Source organism: Enterobacter sp. BWH52 (assembly GCF_001037565.1).
Taxonomy (GTDB): domain Bacteria; phylum Pseudomonadota; class Gammaproteobacteria; order Enterobacterales; family Enterobacteriaceae; genus Enterobacter; species Enterobacter hormaechei_C.
Map to the genome: position 1 here is coordinate 50,503 of NZ_KQ089854.1, position 14,458 is coordinate 64,960.

The following is a 14,458-nucleotide window of genomic DNA, read 5'->3' on the forward strand; positions in this document are numbered from 1 at the left end:
CCTCAACAACAGAGGCAAGCCTATGAACAGTTCGACCAATGCAGTAAAACGCTGGTGGTACATCATGCCAATCGTGTTTATCACGTACAGCCTGGCGTACCTGGATCGTGCCAACTTCAGTTTCGCATCCGCCGCCGGGATCAACGAAGACCTCGGGATCACCAAAGGGGTCTCGTCCCTGCTGGGCGCCCTCTTCTTCCTGGGTTATTTCTTCTTCCAGATCCCCGGCGCGATTTACGCTGAACGCCGCAGCGTGCGAAAGCTCATTTTCATCTGCCTGATCTTATGGGGTGCCTGTGCGTCGCTTACTGGCGTGGTGAATAACATTCCTGCTCTGGCGGCTATTCGCTTTATTCTCGGCGTGGTTGAGGCGGCCGTCATGCCAGCAATGCTGATTTACATCAGCAACTGGTTCACAAAATCTGAGCGTTCACGTGCTAATACGTTCCTGATACTCGGTAACCCGGTCACCGTGCTGTGGATGTCGGTGGTTTCCGGCTATCTGATCCAGTCCTTCGGCTGGCGCGAGATGTTCATCATCGAAGGGGTTCCCGCGATTATCTGGGCCTTCTGCTGGTGGGTGTTGGTGAAAGATAAGCCAGCCCAGGCGAAATGGCTTTCTGAAGACGAAAAAGCCGCACTCCAGGCGCAGCTGGATAAAGAGCAGCAGGGGCTTAAAGCGGTGCGTAACTACGGCGAAGCCTTCCGCTCCCGGAACGTTATTCTGCTGTGTGCACAGTATTTTACCTGGAGTATTGGCGTGTACGGTTTTGTGCTGTGGCTGCCGTCGATTATCCGCAGCGGCGGTGAAAACCTTGGCATGGTGGAAGTGGGCTGGCTGTCATCGGTGCCTTACCTGGCTGCGACCATCGCGATGATTATCGTCTCCTGGGCATCGGACAAGCTGCAAAACCGTAAGCTGTTCGTCTGGCCACTGCTGCTGATCGCTGCTTTTGCCTTCATTGGCTCCTGGGCCGTAGGCGCGAACCACTTCTGGGTCTCGTACACTCTGCTGGTGATTGCGGGTGCGGCCATGTATGCCCCGTATGGTCCGTTCTTTGCCATCATCCCGGAAATGCTGCCGCGTAACGTCGCAGGGGGCGCGATGGCGTTGATCAACAGTATGGGTGCGCTGGGTTCGTTCTTTGGCTCGTGGTTTGTGGGCTATCTTAACGGTGCCACCGGCAGCCCGTCGGCCTCTTACATCTTTATGGGGGTGGCGCTTTTTGCCTCGGTATGGCTTACTCTGATTGTTAAGCCTGCTAATAATCAACAGCTACCCGTCGGCGCACGCCACGCCTGAATCCTTTTAAAATCAACGGAGATTAGCATGAAGCCGTCCGTCATTTTGTACAAAGCACTGCCTGAAGATCTGCAAAAACGCCTGGAGGAACACTTTACCGTTACCCGGGTAAAGAACCTCAGCCCGGAAACCGTGGCACAGCACGCCGACGCGTTTGCCAGCGCCGAGGGCCTGCTGGGTTCGAGCGAAAAGGTGGATGCAGCGCTGCTGGAGAAAATGCCGAAGCTTCGTGCTACCTCAACCGTTTCGGTGGGATACGACAATTTCGACGTGGATGCGCTAAACGCGCGCAACATCCTGCTGATGCACACGCCCCATGCCCTGACGGAGACCGTCGCCGACACGCTGATGGCGCTGGTGCTTAGCACCGCCCGTCGTGTAGTGGAAGTGGCCGAGCGCGTGAAAGCGGGCGAATGGACCAAAAGCATTGGCCCGGACTGGTTCGGCGTGGACGTTCATGGCAAAACGCTGGGGATTGTTGGGATGGGCCGTATCGGTCTGGCGCTGGCACAGCGCGCGCATTTTGGCTTCAACATGCCCATTCTGTATAACGCGCGCCGTCACCACAGTGAAGCTGAAGAACGTTTCAACGCCCTTTATTGCGAGCTTGATACGCTGTTGCGGGAAGCCGACTTTGTCTGCCTGATCCTGCCGCTGACGGATGAAACGCGTCATCTCATCGGCAAAGCGGCGTTTGAAAAGATGAAGAAATCGGCCATTTTCATCAACGCGGGTCGTGGTCCGGTGGTCGATGAGAAGGCGCTGATTGAGGCACTGCAAAACGGTGAGATCCACGCCGCTGGTCTGGACGTGTTTGAACAAGAGCCGCTGCCGGTGGATTCTCCGCTACTGACCATGCCGAACGTCGTCGCCCTGCCTCACATCGGCTCTGCAACTCATGAAACACGCTACAACATGGCGGCGACCGCCGTGGATAACCTGATTGCCGCGCTCGGCGGTAAAGTGGATAAGAACTGCGTTAACCCGCAGATACAACAGTAGAAACGAAAAAACCCGCCAGAAGGCGGGTTTTTGAATTTAGTGCTACTGGGCTGGAAGCTTACAGGCTTACAACGTTACCAGCTGCTGGGCCTTTAGCGCCGCTTTCGATGGTGAAGGAAACTTTCTGACCTTCATCCAGAGATTTGTAGCCATCGTTCTGGATAGCAGAGAAGTGTACGAACACGTCTTTAGAGCCATCGTCAGGAGTGATGAAGCCGAAACCTTTATCAGCGTTGAACCATTTTACCAGACCAGTCATTTTAGCAGACATAGAAATTACCTTATTAACAAATATATTGTGCCTTCCGGCTTGATGGATTGCGTTACAGATTTTTAAGCGATGAAGGAAGGGTCACTACGAAGGGTATCTATGGATAACAATCTGGACTGCTTTACTAAACTGCTTTAGGTCTGTGTAACAAACCGACGAACATAGTTATACCGATGTGGTAGATGAATGACAAGCGTTATTTTCATCAAGCATAAAAAAACCCCGCCGAAGCGGGGGTTTTTCTTATTCCGTAGCAGCGACCGCTGCGCTCCAGGCCTGGCTAAAGGCCTGATGCTGGGACGCGAGCGGACCGATCAGCGCGTTATACTGGCTCGCCTGCTGGGAGGTCGGGAACTGGATACCGTTAGAGACAAAGCTCACCTGCGTACCTTGTTCACTAATAAAGTCACCCACCTGGACCAACTGCTGAGTAAAGACCTGCGCCGCCGGGATCAGCGGTTGCAAAGCGTTTGACGGCTTGGTCACGACTTTCTCATACACCTGGTCATAGACCGGTTTAAGATCCTCGCCCTGCTTCAACGCGGAACGCGACGCATCAGCCTGCATTTTGGCATTTTGCAGCTGCTGGCTCAGTACCCCAAGCGCGCCATTTGACTGGCGTAGCGGTTCGCGCTGGGTCATATAATCCTGTGGAACACGGATGGCATTCACGCTATCCACTACCGGGCGAATACCGGAATCCATCGCCTGGCTTACCTGCTGAGAATAGCCATACAGAATGGCGTAATCCGACACGAATGGACCAAACTGTTTTTTCTGATCCGCAGTCAGCGTTGGTAAACGCTCGCCGCTACGCATCACTGTATTCTGTAGAAAATCGATAAACGCTTTGCGCTGATCGCCTTCTTTATCGAAACACCCACTCAGGCTAACAACCATCAATAACGCCGCAATAGGCGCAAACCAGCGAGAGCAGGACTTTCCTGTCGCCATTTTATTACTCCTTTCACCCAAAAAGCGCACACCGGCACACGCGTGCCCAACGCTGACAAGGATAGTCCAGGTCAGCCTTGCAAGATAGAGTTTTCATGCAAAACGGGTATTCCCGTTTTTGTACTGACTATTTACAAAAAAATACCTGTGAATCCCTACATATGACTAATCAGGTAATTAGCATAACTATCCATATAGCTGAAACGTGTAAAGCGATCGTTATCGCACAATTAATCACAGCCGTGACGATCCTGTGTCTGGTTTAGGGACTATTCTTAACAGGCTCTCTGATGTTCATGATCCCGATGTGTGATTTATGAGGAGTTCTCAATGGAATTAAAAGATCCTGAGTTTGAGCTGCTGAGCAGCCTGGAACAGATTATTTTTAAAGATGTACCGCCGACGGTTACCCTGAATCAAAAGTCCAATCCTTTTAGTGAATTTGAGCGTTTACGCAAAGGATCGGGCCTGAAAACAGATGAATTCGCAAGAGCGATGGGTGTCAGCGTAGCAATGGTGCTGGAGTGGGAGTCAAAACGTGAAAAACCTACCCCAGCCGAGCTAAAGCTGATGCGCCTGATCCAGGCAAACCCTGACCTTCGCAAGCAGTTAGCCTGATAAAGTTTGTTTGCCCCCGCCCTTGCGGGGGCTTGTGTTTACAGGCTTTCACATTGCCATCCCGTCTCTTCCCACACCAGTTCATGCGTCAGCTTCAGCCCTGCCAGAAAAGCTTCATCGTGCGACACCACCAGCAGCGCGCCGGGGTAATCGGCTAAGGCCGCTTCAATGGCCTGAACAGAGGCCAGATCAAGATGGTTGGTCGGCTCATCCAGAAGCAACAGCTGCGTTGCCGCTTCACGCCACAATACGCAGGCCAGCGCGGCCTTCAGGCGCTCGCCGCCACTCAGTTCGGCCAGTGGTAGTGTCACTTTCTCTGCGCCCAATTGAAGCTGCGCTAAACGGGTACGCAGCGCCCCCTCTTCGAGCGGCGTATTGCCCAGGCTAAGGTGAGTCATCACCGACTGCGACAGATCCAGCCGGGAAAGATGCTGATCGAGATAAGCACACCTGACAGAGACCTTACAGATTCCCGTAACAGGGGCGGTTTCGCCCAACATCACTTTCAACAGCGTGGATTTTCCACAGCCGTTCGGCCCGCGTAGCGCCACGCGCATCGGGCCATCCATTCGCCAGTTTATCGGTGGGACAGGCACGTGCGGAAGCACCAGTTCTTCCAGCACCAGCACCTGTTTCCCTTCCGGGATTTCACTGCCCGGCAGGGTAAACATCACCGCATTATCCTCTTCAACCCGCTCGCGTGCCTGGTTGACCGCAGCGTTCAAAGCATGGTTTTGATCGCTATGCTGTTTTTTCCAGGAACCAATACGCTCTTTCGCCGCCCCTTTGTATTTGACCCGTTCAAACGAGGCGATGTTAAGGCTGTCGACCGTGCGAAGCGTTTTGGCTGAACGCCGCAGGCTGTCGTCATGCTCTTTATGCATACGGGCGCGGGTACGCTTGCGCTCGGTGGCAGCATGCTCCAGCGCGGCGCGGGCAGCCAGCTGTTCAGCATCACGCTGGGTTCGATAGTCAGCATAATTCCCACCGTAGCTGCGCAAGCCCAACGCGCTCAGTTCAAGGATTCGCGGTACCTGGGCCAGCAACTCACGGTCGTGAGAGGCCACCAGCACCCCGCCCTGATACCTGGAAAGCTGCTCGTAGAACCACTTGCGGCCTTGCCTGTCGAGGTGGTTGGTCGGTTCGTCCAGCAGCAGGTAGTCAGCATCCGCGGTGAATGCGCTGCACAGCAAGGCACGAATGCGCTCGCCGCCGCTCAACTCTGCCGCGCGTTTACTCGGGTCAAAAGGGGGAAGTTTTGCAGCGATAAAAGCCTGGCTCAGCCGTTCAGCCAGATCCCAATAACCGTCGAGCGTGTCGAGATCGTCGGGTTCATAATGACCGCTGTCGATGCGCGTGCGCGCCGCAAAGATCGCGTCGTAACCAAGCAGTTCGGCAAGCGTGGTATCCGCAGAAATATCCTGCTGCTGCGCCACGTAGACGTGTGTACCAAAGCGTTCAATATGACCGCTGGCGGGTTCATCAACTCCTGCCAGCAACCGGAGAAGGCGTGTTTTACCGCTGCCGTTGCGGCCAACCAGCGCGCACACTGACGCATCCAGAGAAAGATTCAGTGGACCAAAAAGGATATCGCCCGTCGCAAACTGACAGGTGACCTGATGCAAAATAAAAGAGGGGGACTGCGCAAAATGAGCCATAAGCACTCCTGAATGAAATCAAAACATCCCCTGCCGACGCGATGCGTTGAGCAAGGATCGAAATTCATCAGTCGTGTTTGTTCATTTTTGGGGGGCGCTCCTGAGGGCGAAATTTAACGGGAACAAGAATAACGGCAATGCGCCGCCCATTTCAAGGTTAAATTTTCACCAGGCTATTGCCCGAGCATAAAAAACCCGCCGAAGCGGGTCTCTCAATCAGATAAACGCAAACGCATCGCCAAACAGACGATCTTCCCGCGCGTCACGCTCGTTGCAGAACAGGTCGCGGGCAATTTTTGCCATTTCAAAGCGACCGGCAATGTAGATATCGTGCCCGGCCAGCGTCCCGTGATCCTGCAATACCGCAGTCAGCACCGTACCGCTGCGCCCGCGCCAGCCCTCTTCCGGCTGCTCGACAACCGGCTCAATGCGCAGGTTTGGATGATTTACGCTCAGCGCCTCCAGCTCAGACAGATCGTAAAGGTGCTTCTCTTCACGGCCGCCCCAGTAGATGGTGATATCGCGATTTGGATTACGCGCCAGCGCCGTCAGCAGAATAGAGCGGACATAGGAGAAGCCCGTGCCACCGGCAATCAGGATCAGCGGACGGTCTTCGTCTTCACGCAGCCAGGCCTCGCCATGAGGAATATCGACCACGATTTCACGCTCTTTCAGGATGCGGTCCATCACGGCCATCGCGTACAGGTTAAGCTCAGACGCACCAATATGCAGCTCAATAAATTCCTTCTCTGCTGGCGTTGAGGCCATAGAGAAAGGACGCTTATCACGCTCGTCCATCACGACCATCAGGTACTGACCGGCACGGAATGAGAATGCCGCTTCAGGAACCAAACGGACGCGATATACGGTGTCGGTAATAGCATCTACCGACGTCACTTTACAGCTTAAGGTTGTCATTCGCTCTCTCTGTCGGGAAGTCTATAGGGCTAAACGGTCTTATTCTGCCTTACCGTTATTCATTATGGCCAGCTCGTCCCAGATCGCGTCAATTCGCGCGGTCACGGCAGGATCTTTTTCGATCGGGCGACCCCATTCACGGTCGGTTTCGCCAGGCCATTTGTTCGTGGCATCCAGTCCCATTTTTGAGCCAAGTCCGGAAACCGGCGAGGCAAAATCCAGGTAATCAATCGGCGTGTTTTCCACTAACACCGTATCACGCGCTGGATCCATACGCGTGGTGATGGCCCAGATAACGTCATTCCAGTCGCGGGCATTGACGTCATCATCGCAGACAATCACAAACTTGGTATACATAAACTGGCGCAGGAAAGACCATACGCCCATCATCACGCGCTTAGCGTGACCGGCATACTGCTTCTTCATCGTCACCACCGCCAGGCGATACGAACACCCTTCCGGCGGCAGATAAAAATCAACGATTTCCGGGAACTGCTTTTGCAGGATCGGCACGAACACTTCGTTCAGCGCCACGCCCAGTACCGCCGGTTCGTCGGGTGGACGGCCGGTATAGGTGGAGTGATAGATGGCATCTTCACGCTGGGTAATGTGGGTGACGGTGAACACCGGAAAGTTATCCACTTCGTTGTAATAGCCGGTGTGGTCGCCGTACGGCCCTTCGGGTGCCAGCTCGCCCTGTTCAATGTAACCTTCCAGCACAATCTCTGCGCTGGCCGGTACTTCCAGGTCATTGGAGATGCACTTCACCACTTCGGTTTTGGTGCCGCGCAGCAGCCCTGCAAAGGCATATTCAGACAGCGTATCAGGAACAGGCGTCACCGCGCCCAGGATGGTTGCCGGATCGGCACCCAGCGCGACGGAAACCGGGAAGCGTTCGCCCGGATGGGCCGCGCACCACTCCTGGAAATCCAGCGCCCCGCCGCGATGGGACAACCAGCGCATGATGAGCTTGTTTTTGCCAATCAGCTGCTGGCGGTAAATGCCGAGGTTTTGACGCTCTTTATGCGGCCCACGCGTCACGGTGAGGCCCCAGGTGATCAGCGGTGCGGCATCTTCAGGCCAGCACTGCATGATGGGAATTTTGGTCAGATCCACCGCATCGCCTTCCAGCACTTTTTGCTGGCACGGCGCACCGCGCAGGCGTTTGGTGGGCATATTCAACACCTGCTTAAACTGCGGCAGTTTGTCGAACAGGTCTCGGAACCCTTTTGGCGGCTCCGGCTCTTTCAGAAAGGCCAGCAGTTTGCCCACTTCACGTAACGCCGTGACATCTTCCTGCCCCATCCCCAGCGCCACGCGGCGAGGTGTGCCAAACAGGTTGCACAGCACCGGCATGGTGTAGCCTTTTGGGTTTTCAAACAGCAACGCCGGGCCGCCCGCGCGCAGGGTGCGGTCAGCGATTTCTGTCATTTCCAGATACGGATCAACAGGAAGCGTAATGCGTTTGAGTTCGCCCTGCTTTTCCAGCAGCGCCAGGAAGTCGCGTAGATCGTGGTATTTCATGCAGTTAATCATGGCCTCTCTGTAAGCGCTTCATTATACGGCGTAAGACCGCGTGATGCTGTAATTTTGTTAAATTAGCGTGAACTTCCACGACTTACTCTCTTTTTCGCCATTATAATCACCTTAGCGATCCCGCCAGGGTTTTGGTATGCTTGCGCCCCGAACAATGGGAAGAGTGATTATGCAGGCCTGGTATTTACTGTATTGCAAACGCGGGCAACTTCAGCGCGCGCAGGAACATCTTGAACGTCAGTCTGTTAACTGCCTGACACCCGTGATCACGCTTGAAAAAATGCAGCGTGGAAGACGCACGACCGTCAGTGAGCCTCTGTTCCCGAATTACCTGTTCGTCGAATTCGACCCCGAAGTGATCCACACCACGACGATCAGTGCCACGCGCGGCGTCAGCCATTTTGTGCGTTTTGGCGCCCATCCGGCAAGAGTACCGTCATCGGTTATTCATCAGCTTTCTGTCTACCAGCAGCCTGAAGATATTACCGATCCGGAAACCCCTTATGCTGGCGACAGCGTGGTGATCACCGAAGGCGCCTTTGAAGGCTTACAGGCCATCTTCGCTGAGCCGGACGGTGAAGCGCGCTCCATGCTGCTGCTCAACCTGCTGAACAAAGAGGTGTTGCAGAGCGTGAAAAACACCGATTTCCGCAAAGTTTAGAACTGCACGCCGAACAGACGACGCACGTTATCATCGGTTTGTGCTGCCAGCCACTGCGCATCTTCTCCCCGCCAGTGCGCCACTCGCTCAGCAATATGCCCCAGGTAGGCCGGTTCATTACGTCGTGATGGCGGTTTGGGCTGCATATCACGGGGCAACAGATACGGCGCATCCGTTTCCAGCAGCAAACGATCGGCCGGGATAACGGGTAACAGCTCACGCAGTTCCAGCCCACGACGCTCATCGCAGACCCAGCCCGTGATACCCAAATAAAGCCCGCGGTTCAGGCAATCCAGCGCTTCCTGACGGGAGCCCGTAAAGCAGTGCAACACCGCACCGGGCAGCTTCTCCAGCCAGGGTTCCAGCAGCGCCAGAAAACGTTCATGCGCATCGCGACAGTGCATAAACACCGGCATCTCCAGCTCTGCTGCCAGCGCAAGCTGGGCGGTAAATGCCTTCTCCTGCTCTTCAGGCGTCGAGAAGTTACGGTTGAAATCAAGCCCGCATTCGCCAATGGCAACCACTTCTGGCGTTTGTGCCAGACGATGAAGCGCCTCAGCGCTTTCATGCGTCCACTGGCTGCTGTCATGAGGATGCACGCCTGCGGTGGACCAGCAGTGTTGATAGCGTTGCGCCATCTGCCGTGCCTGCTCACTCTCATGCAGATTCGTTCCCGTCAGTAGCAGCCCACCCACGCCGGCGGCAAAGGCGCGCGCCACCACCTCATCGTGGTCTTTCGCAAACTGGGAGCTAGTGAGGTTAAGCCCGATATCAAACATACGTATCCCCATATGACAACCGCCCTGACGGGCGGTTGGTTTTATTCTTTCGTGGTCTCTTCAGACGGCTCGTCTTCTTCGTCCCGGGTACGCCCCTTTCCGACGTAGAAACGAGCGAAGAATACGCCGACTTCAAACAGGCAGTACATCGGTATCGCCAGTAAGGTTTGCGAGAAGACGTCCGGTGGCGTTAACAGCATACCTACAACAAATGCCCCCACAAGGATGTACGGGCGCTTCTTACGCAGATCGTCAGGCGTGGTCACCCCTACCCAGCAGAGCAGGACAATCGCTACGGGCACCTCGAAGGCGACACCAAAGGCCATAAACAGCGCCATGACGAAGCTGAGGTAGCTGGCGATGTCCGTCGACACCTGCACCCCTTCCGGCGCGGTATGCGTCAGGAAGCCGAAGGCCAGCGGGAAGACAACGAAGTAGGCGAACGCCATGCCGATGTAAAACAGCAGCGAACTGGACACCAGCAGCGGAATAACCAGCTTGCGTTCATGCCTGTACAGCGCGGGCGCCACAAATGCCCAGACCTGATACAAAATGACCGGTGCAGATGCAATCAACGATACCCAGAAGGTCAGCTTGATAGGGGTAAAGAACGGTGAAGCAACGTCCGTTGCAATCATCGTCGCGCCCAGCGGCATCTGTTTAATCAGCGGCGCGGAAACCACCTGATAGATATCGTTGGCGAAATAGACCAGACATAAAAAAATGAGGAAAACCGCAATAATGCAGTTTAACAGGCGCTTACGCAGCTCAATGAGGTGCGCAATCAGCGGTTGAGTATCATCTACTGCCATGTTTACGCTTTATCACTCGACGAGGGGGATGATTCGGAAACAGGCGCGGCGGGTTTTACCTCAGCCGTTTTGACCACGGGCTCTTCCGGCGGCACCTGCTTTTTCACTTCGGGCTCCTGCGGCGATTGCTCTGGCGAAGCGGCCTGATGCTCCGCGCTGGAAGGCGTCACACCCTCGCGCTGCTCTTCGCTGCCCTTCACCACCGGATTATGGATGGTGTTTGCTTCATCGCTCGCCTTCTCAGGATCGTTAATGCTGTATGAGCGCTTCATGGATTCAGCCGCTTCGCGTAACTCATCCATTGATGCTTTCAGCTCCGGCGTCAGGTTATCCATGCTCGCCTTTTCAACCTTTTTCAGGCTGTCCTGAAATTCCTGAAGCTTCAGCTCCTGTGCCAGCTCGTTCTGCACGGTAGTTGCCAGCGAGCGAAGTGCCCGCACCCAGCCCACGACGGTTTTCACCGCAACGGGTAAACGCTGCGGCCCCAACACAATCAGACCAATCACAAAGACCAGCAGTAACTCACCAAAACCAATGTCGAACACGAATTACACCTGCTCTTTATCGTGACGTTTAGCCTCTTCCTTTTTGGCTTCGTCCTGCTTATCGGCGATGGATTTAGCGGTAAAATCAGCATCCTGACTGGTTTTTTCCTGCTTATTCTCATCATCGCTCATGGCTTTCTTGAAGCCTTTGATTGACGCGCCCAGGTCGGAACCAATCGATCCGAGTTTTTTCGTGCCAAACAGCAGCACAACGATGACGGCAATGATCACTAACTGCCAGATACTGATACCACCCATGCGTGTTCCCCAGTGATAGATGATTAATTAGTCAGATCGCATTATACGTATGCAATCTCTCGATAGCGACGCTAATTCAGCGCGTTTTTCGCCAGCCAGCAAGCCAGACAACCACACCGGCAGCCATAATCCAGGCTGGCATCATTTCCCAGTCCGGACGATTGATCAACAGCAACGTGCCGCTTATCAGCAGCGTCGCGCCAATTCCGAAGAGATAGCGGGACTGCCCCTGACGCACGCGACTGGATTGAAGCTCGTGCGCGATTTTATCCATGCTGTGCTGAAGGTTCTTGCTCTGACGCAAACTGTCGTAAACCAGTTCAGGAATTTCAGGCATTTTTTCAATCCAGAACGGGCCTTTCTCTTTAAGCGAGCGAACCAGGGCTGGAATACCGACCTGATCCTTAATCCAGGATTCGAGGAACGGTTTCGCGGTTTTCCACAAGTCTAACTGAGGATAGAGCTGGCGGCCTACGCCCTCAACGTAAAGTAATGTTTTCTGAAGTAAAACTAATTGTGGCTGCACTTCCATATTGAAACGGCGTGCGGTGTTGAACAGGTTGAGCAGGACGTGTCCGAAAGAGATCTCCGAGAGCGGCTTTTCAAAAATCGGCTCACAGACGGTGCGGATCGCAAATTCAAACTCTTCCACGTTGGTATCTGGCGGAACCCAGCCTGAATCCACGTGCAGCTCGGCCACCTTACGGTAGTCGCGATTGAAGAAAGCGATAAAGTTCTCGGCGAGATAACGCTTATCCTCTTTATTCAGCGAGCCGACAATACCGCAGTCGATGCCGATGTATTTAGGATCTTCCGGGTGCTCATAGCTGACAAAAATGTTGCCCGGATGCATGTCAGCATGGAAGAAGCTGTCGCGGAAAACCTGAGTAAAGAAGACCTGCACGCCACGTTCGGCCAGCAACTTCATGTTGGTGCCCTGTTTTTCCAGCGCCGTCACGTCCGAGACCGGAATACCGTAGATACGTTCCATCACCATCATGTTCTGACTGCAATAGTCAGAATAGACTTCAGGAACATACAGCATCGGGCTGTCTTCAAAGTTTCGACGCAGCTGAATGGCGTTCGCCGATTCACGCAGCAGGTTAAGCTCATCAATCAGCGTTTTTTCGTATTCCCGTACCACTTCCAGCGGACGCAGACGGCGGCCATCCGGCAACAGACGCGGCACCCAGCGAGCCAGGCGATAAATCAGCTTCATGTCTGCTTTGATAACCGGCAGGATATCCGGACGAATCACTTTAATGACCACCTCTTTGCCATTTTCCTTCAGGCGCGCAGTATGAACCTGCGCAATAGAGGCAGAGGCCAGAGGCTGAATATCGAAATCATCAAACCAGGTCTCGATAGGGATATTGCCCATCGCTTCTTCGATTTGTTTCTTCGCTCTCTCTCCGTCAAACGGAGCGACGCGATCCTGCAATAGTGCGAGCTGATCGGCAATCTGCGGTGGAAAAAGGTCGCGACGTGTTGAGAGCATCTGCCCAAACTTGATCCAGACCGGTCCCAGCTCCTGCAACGCAAGACGCAGGCGTGCGCCCAGCTCCTGATCCTTATGGCGATTCGGCATCCAGAACAGCGTGCGACGCCAAAGCCGAAGCGGCAGGGTGATACGCATTCTGGGGATAAGCTCGTCGAGCCCGTAGCTCAAAAAGGTGCGAACGATAAAATAGAGGCGCCGAATTTCACCAGGCGTCATTTGCCCTCCAGTTTTTCCAGCCGTTTGGTTAACGCATCAACTGCGCGCTCAACTGCCGCGGTCTCTTCTGCAAACCAGGCGACTTCTAAAGGCCCCGGCGCCATACGCCACTCTTCGGTCAGCACCTCGGCAGCATAGCGCTGTTGACGGAGCAGACCTTTACGCAGGAAAGCGGAACCCGTGCGCAGCGTTTTGCTTATCCCTTCAGCCGCGATGTCGCCGATATAGGGCGCCAGCAGTTCCGCCGGGTCGAATTCAGCCTGATCGCTGAGTGCAACGAAGTTCTGTACCACCTGAATATCGCCTTCGACCTCCAGCTCACCGCTGCGAATAAGCGCCGTCATCTGCTGACGGTCACGCAGTTTTGGTAAGACGCTCATGTGCGTAATTACCGAGCAATCAGCTTCGCCTTCCCACTCCCCCAGAACGTCAAGCCGGCGTTCGCTGAAGACCAGCACAAGCGGCGTCGAGAACTCCTTTAACACGATGCGCAGCACCTTTCCGTTAAGCCGCTGACGTGCGGTTTTCAGCGCCGGAGCGCGATACAGAAAGGCATTCAGTACATTCTCGATGCCTGCGGTGACTAAGGGTTTAATGGGCACGGGAAACCTCCACTCAGAACTTGTAACCACGATGCAGCGCGACGACACCCGCCGTCATATTGAAGTATTCCACGTTTTCAAACTCGGCATCCTGCATCATCGCTTTCAGCGTGTCCTGATCCGGGTGCATTCGGATGGATTCGGCCAGATAACGGTAACTTTCTGCATCGTTTGCCACCAGCTCGCCGATGCGCGGCAAAACGTGGAAGGAATAGGCATCGTAAGCTTTGCTCAGCGGGTCGATAATCGGTTTAGAAAACTCGAGAACCAGCAGTCGGCCGCCCGGCTTCAGCACGCGGTACATGGAGCGCAGCGCTTTATCTTTATCGGTCACGTTACGCAGACCGAAAGAGATGGTGATGCAGTCGAACGTATTATCCGGGAACGGCAGCGCTTCGGCGTTGGCCTGAACATATTCAACGTTGCCTACCACGCCGATGTTACGCAGCTTTTCGCGTCCCATTTTCAGCATGGAGTCGTTGATATCCGCCAGCACCACGCGGCCGGTTTCGCCAACCAGACGGGAGAATTTAGCGGTCAGATCCCCTGTGCCTCCGGCTAAATCCAGCACCGTTTGTCCACGGCGCACGCCGCTGCAATCAATAGTGAAGCGCTTCCACAAGCGATGAATGCCGAATGACATCAAATCATTCATCACATCGTACTTCGCCGCCACGGAATGAAATACGTGGGCCACCATGTCAGCTTTCTGCGCTTTGGCGACAGTCTGAAAGCCAAAGTGCGTTGTGTCTTGTGAATCGTCAACCATCTCAGAGCCTGCTAATCAGTCAAATGTTCGTGAAGTGTAACAGATTGGGCGCATT

At 54.5% G+C, this 14,458-nt stretch carries 16 protein-coding genes; 4 read left to right on the forward strand and 12 right to left on the reverse strand.

What is annotated here, in order from left to right; all coding sequences use genetic code 11:
- Nucleotides 1-22: 22 nt before the first annotated feature.
- The gene (locus SK47_RS00250) at nt 23-1,303 is read left to right on the forward strand and encodes an MFS transporter (protein ID WP_017694735.1); all 1,281 of its coding nucleotides are present in this window, start codon (nt 23-25) and stop codon (nt 1,301-1,303) included.
- A gap of 27 nt (nt 1,304-1,330) precedes the next feature.
- The gene (ghrB, locus tag SK47_RS00255; RefSeq protein WP_023315194.1) at nt 1,331-2,305 is read left to right on the forward strand and encodes a glyoxylate/hydroxypyruvate reductase GhrB; all 975 of its coding nucleotides are present in this window, start codon (nt 1,331-1,333) and stop codon (nt 2,303-2,305) included.
- A 58-nt stretch (nt 2,306-2,363) separates the two neighbouring features.
- On the opposite strand, the gene cspA is transcribed toward ghrB, so the two are convergent.
- Both cspA and SK47_RS00265 read right to left on the reverse strand, forming a co-directional pair.
- Nucleotides 2,364-2,576, reverse strand: coding sequence for a transcription antiterminator/RNA stability regulator CspE (gene cspA / locus SK47_RS00260; protein ID WP_003860775.1), 213 nt, complete (start codon nt 2,574-2,576; stop codon nt 2,364-2,366).
- A gap of 243 nt (nt 2,577-2,819) precedes the next feature.
- Nucleotides 2,820-3,530, reverse strand: coding sequence for a DUF3053 domain-containing protein (locus SK47_RS00265; RefSeq protein WP_017383576.1), 711 nt, complete (start codon nt 3,528-3,530; stop codon nt 2,820-2,822).
- 330 nt (nt 3,531-3,860) lie between these two features.
- Between SK47_RS00265 and SK47_RS00275 the strand changes: the two genes are divergently transcribed.
- Nucleotides 3,861-4,148 (forward strand): HTH-type transcriptional regulator, encoded by a 288-nt coding sequence (locus SK47_RS00275; protein WP_003860776.1) that lies wholly within the window; start codon nt 3,861-3,863, stop codon nt 4,146-4,148.
- A 38-nt stretch (nt 4,149-4,186) separates the two neighbouring features.
- Here SK47_RS00275 and SK47_RS00280 read toward each other — a convergent pair whose 3' ends face one another.
- From SK47_RS00280 to ubiD, 3 genes are all read right to left on the reverse strand, one after another.
- Nucleotides 4,187-5,806 carry an ABC-F family ATP-binding cassette domain-containing protein gene (locus SK47_RS00280; protein WP_048243300.1) on the reverse strand — a complete coding sequence of 540 codons (1,620 nt, stop codon included), beginning with the start codon at nt 5,804-5,806 and terminating at the stop codon, nt 4,187-4,189.
- Between the two features lie 216 nt (nt 5,807-6,022).
- The gene (gene fre, locus SK47_RS00285; protein WP_003860778.1) at nt 6,023-6,724 is read right to left on the reverse strand and encodes an NAD(P)H-flavin reductase; all 702 of its coding nucleotides are present in this window, start codon (nt 6,722-6,724) and stop codon (nt 6,023-6,025) included.
- 39 nt (nt 6,725-6,763) lie between these two features.
- Nucleotides 6,764-8,260: a 4-hydroxy-3-polyprenylbenzoate decarboxylase gene (gene ubiD / locus SK47_RS00290; RefSeq protein ID WP_022650184.1), complete on the reverse strand. Its 1,497-nt coding sequence runs from the start codon at nt 8,258-8,260 to the stop codon at nt 6,764-6,766.
- 169 nt (nt 8,261-8,429) lie between these two features.
- On the opposite strand from ubiD, the gene rfaH reads away from it, so the two are divergent.
- Complete coding sequence (gene rfaH / locus SK47_RS00295; protein WP_003860779.1) at nt 8,430-8,921, forward strand: transcription/translation regulatory transformer protein RfaH; 492 nt, start codon at nt 8,430-8,432, stop codon at nt 8,919-8,921.
- Here rfaH and tatD read toward each other — a convergent pair.
- The 7 genes from tatD to ubiE form a co-directional block, all read right to left on the reverse strand.
- The gene (tatD, locus tag SK47_RS00300; protein ID WP_048243302.1) at nt 8,918-9,700 is read right to left on the reverse strand and encodes a 3'-5' ssDNA/RNA exonuclease TatD; all 783 of its coding nucleotides are present in this window, start codon (nt 9,698-9,700) and stop codon (nt 8,918-8,920) included. The two genes, rfaH and tatD, sit on opposite strands and share 4 nt — an antisense overlap.
- A 41-nt stretch (nt 9,701-9,741) precedes the next feature.
- Complete coding sequence (tatC, locus tag SK47_RS00305; RefSeq protein WP_023315191.1) at nt 9,742-10,512, reverse strand: Sec-independent protein translocase subunit TatC; 771 nt, start codon at nt 10,510-10,512, stop codon at nt 9,742-9,744.
- A gap of 2 nt (nt 10,513-10,514) precedes the next feature.
- Nucleotides 10,515-11,057 (reverse strand): Sec-independent protein translocase protein TatB, encoded by a 543-nt coding sequence (gene tatB, locus SK47_RS00310; protein ID WP_003860783.1) that lies wholly within the window; start codon nt 11,055-11,057, stop codon nt 10,515-10,517.
- Between the two features lie 3 nt (nt 11,058-11,060).
- Nucleotides 11,061-11,315: a Sec-independent protein translocase subunit TatA gene (gene tatA / locus SK47_RS00315; RefSeq protein ID WP_003860787.1), complete on the reverse strand. Its 255-nt coding sequence runs from the start codon at nt 11,313-11,315 to the stop codon at nt 11,061-11,063.
- Between the two features lie 76 nt (nt 11,316-11,391).
- Nucleotides 11,392-13,032 (reverse strand): ubiquinone biosynthesis regulatory protein kinase UbiB, encoded by a 1,641-nt coding sequence (gene ubiB / locus SK47_RS00320; protein WP_022650180.1) that lies wholly within the window; start codon nt 13,030-13,032, stop codon nt 11,392-11,394.
- Entirely contained in the window at nt 13,029-13,634 is a 606-nt protein-coding gene (locus tag SK47_RS00325) for a ubiquinone biosynthesis protein UbiJ (RefSeq protein ID WP_045342699.1), read from the reverse strand. The genes ubiB and SK47_RS00325 overlap by 4 nt, the downstream gene beginning before the upstream one ends.
- A gap of 13 nt (nt 13,635-13,647) precedes the next feature.
- Nucleotides 13,648-14,403, reverse strand: a complete 756-nt coding sequence (ubiE, locus tag SK47_RS00330) for a bifunctional demethylmenaquinone methyltransferase/2-methoxy-6-polyprenyl-1,4-benzoquinol methylase UbiE (RefSeq protein ID WP_003860790.1) — start codon at nt 14,401-14,403, stop codon at nt 13,648-13,650.
- Nucleotides 14,404-14,458 lie beyond the last annotated feature (55 nt).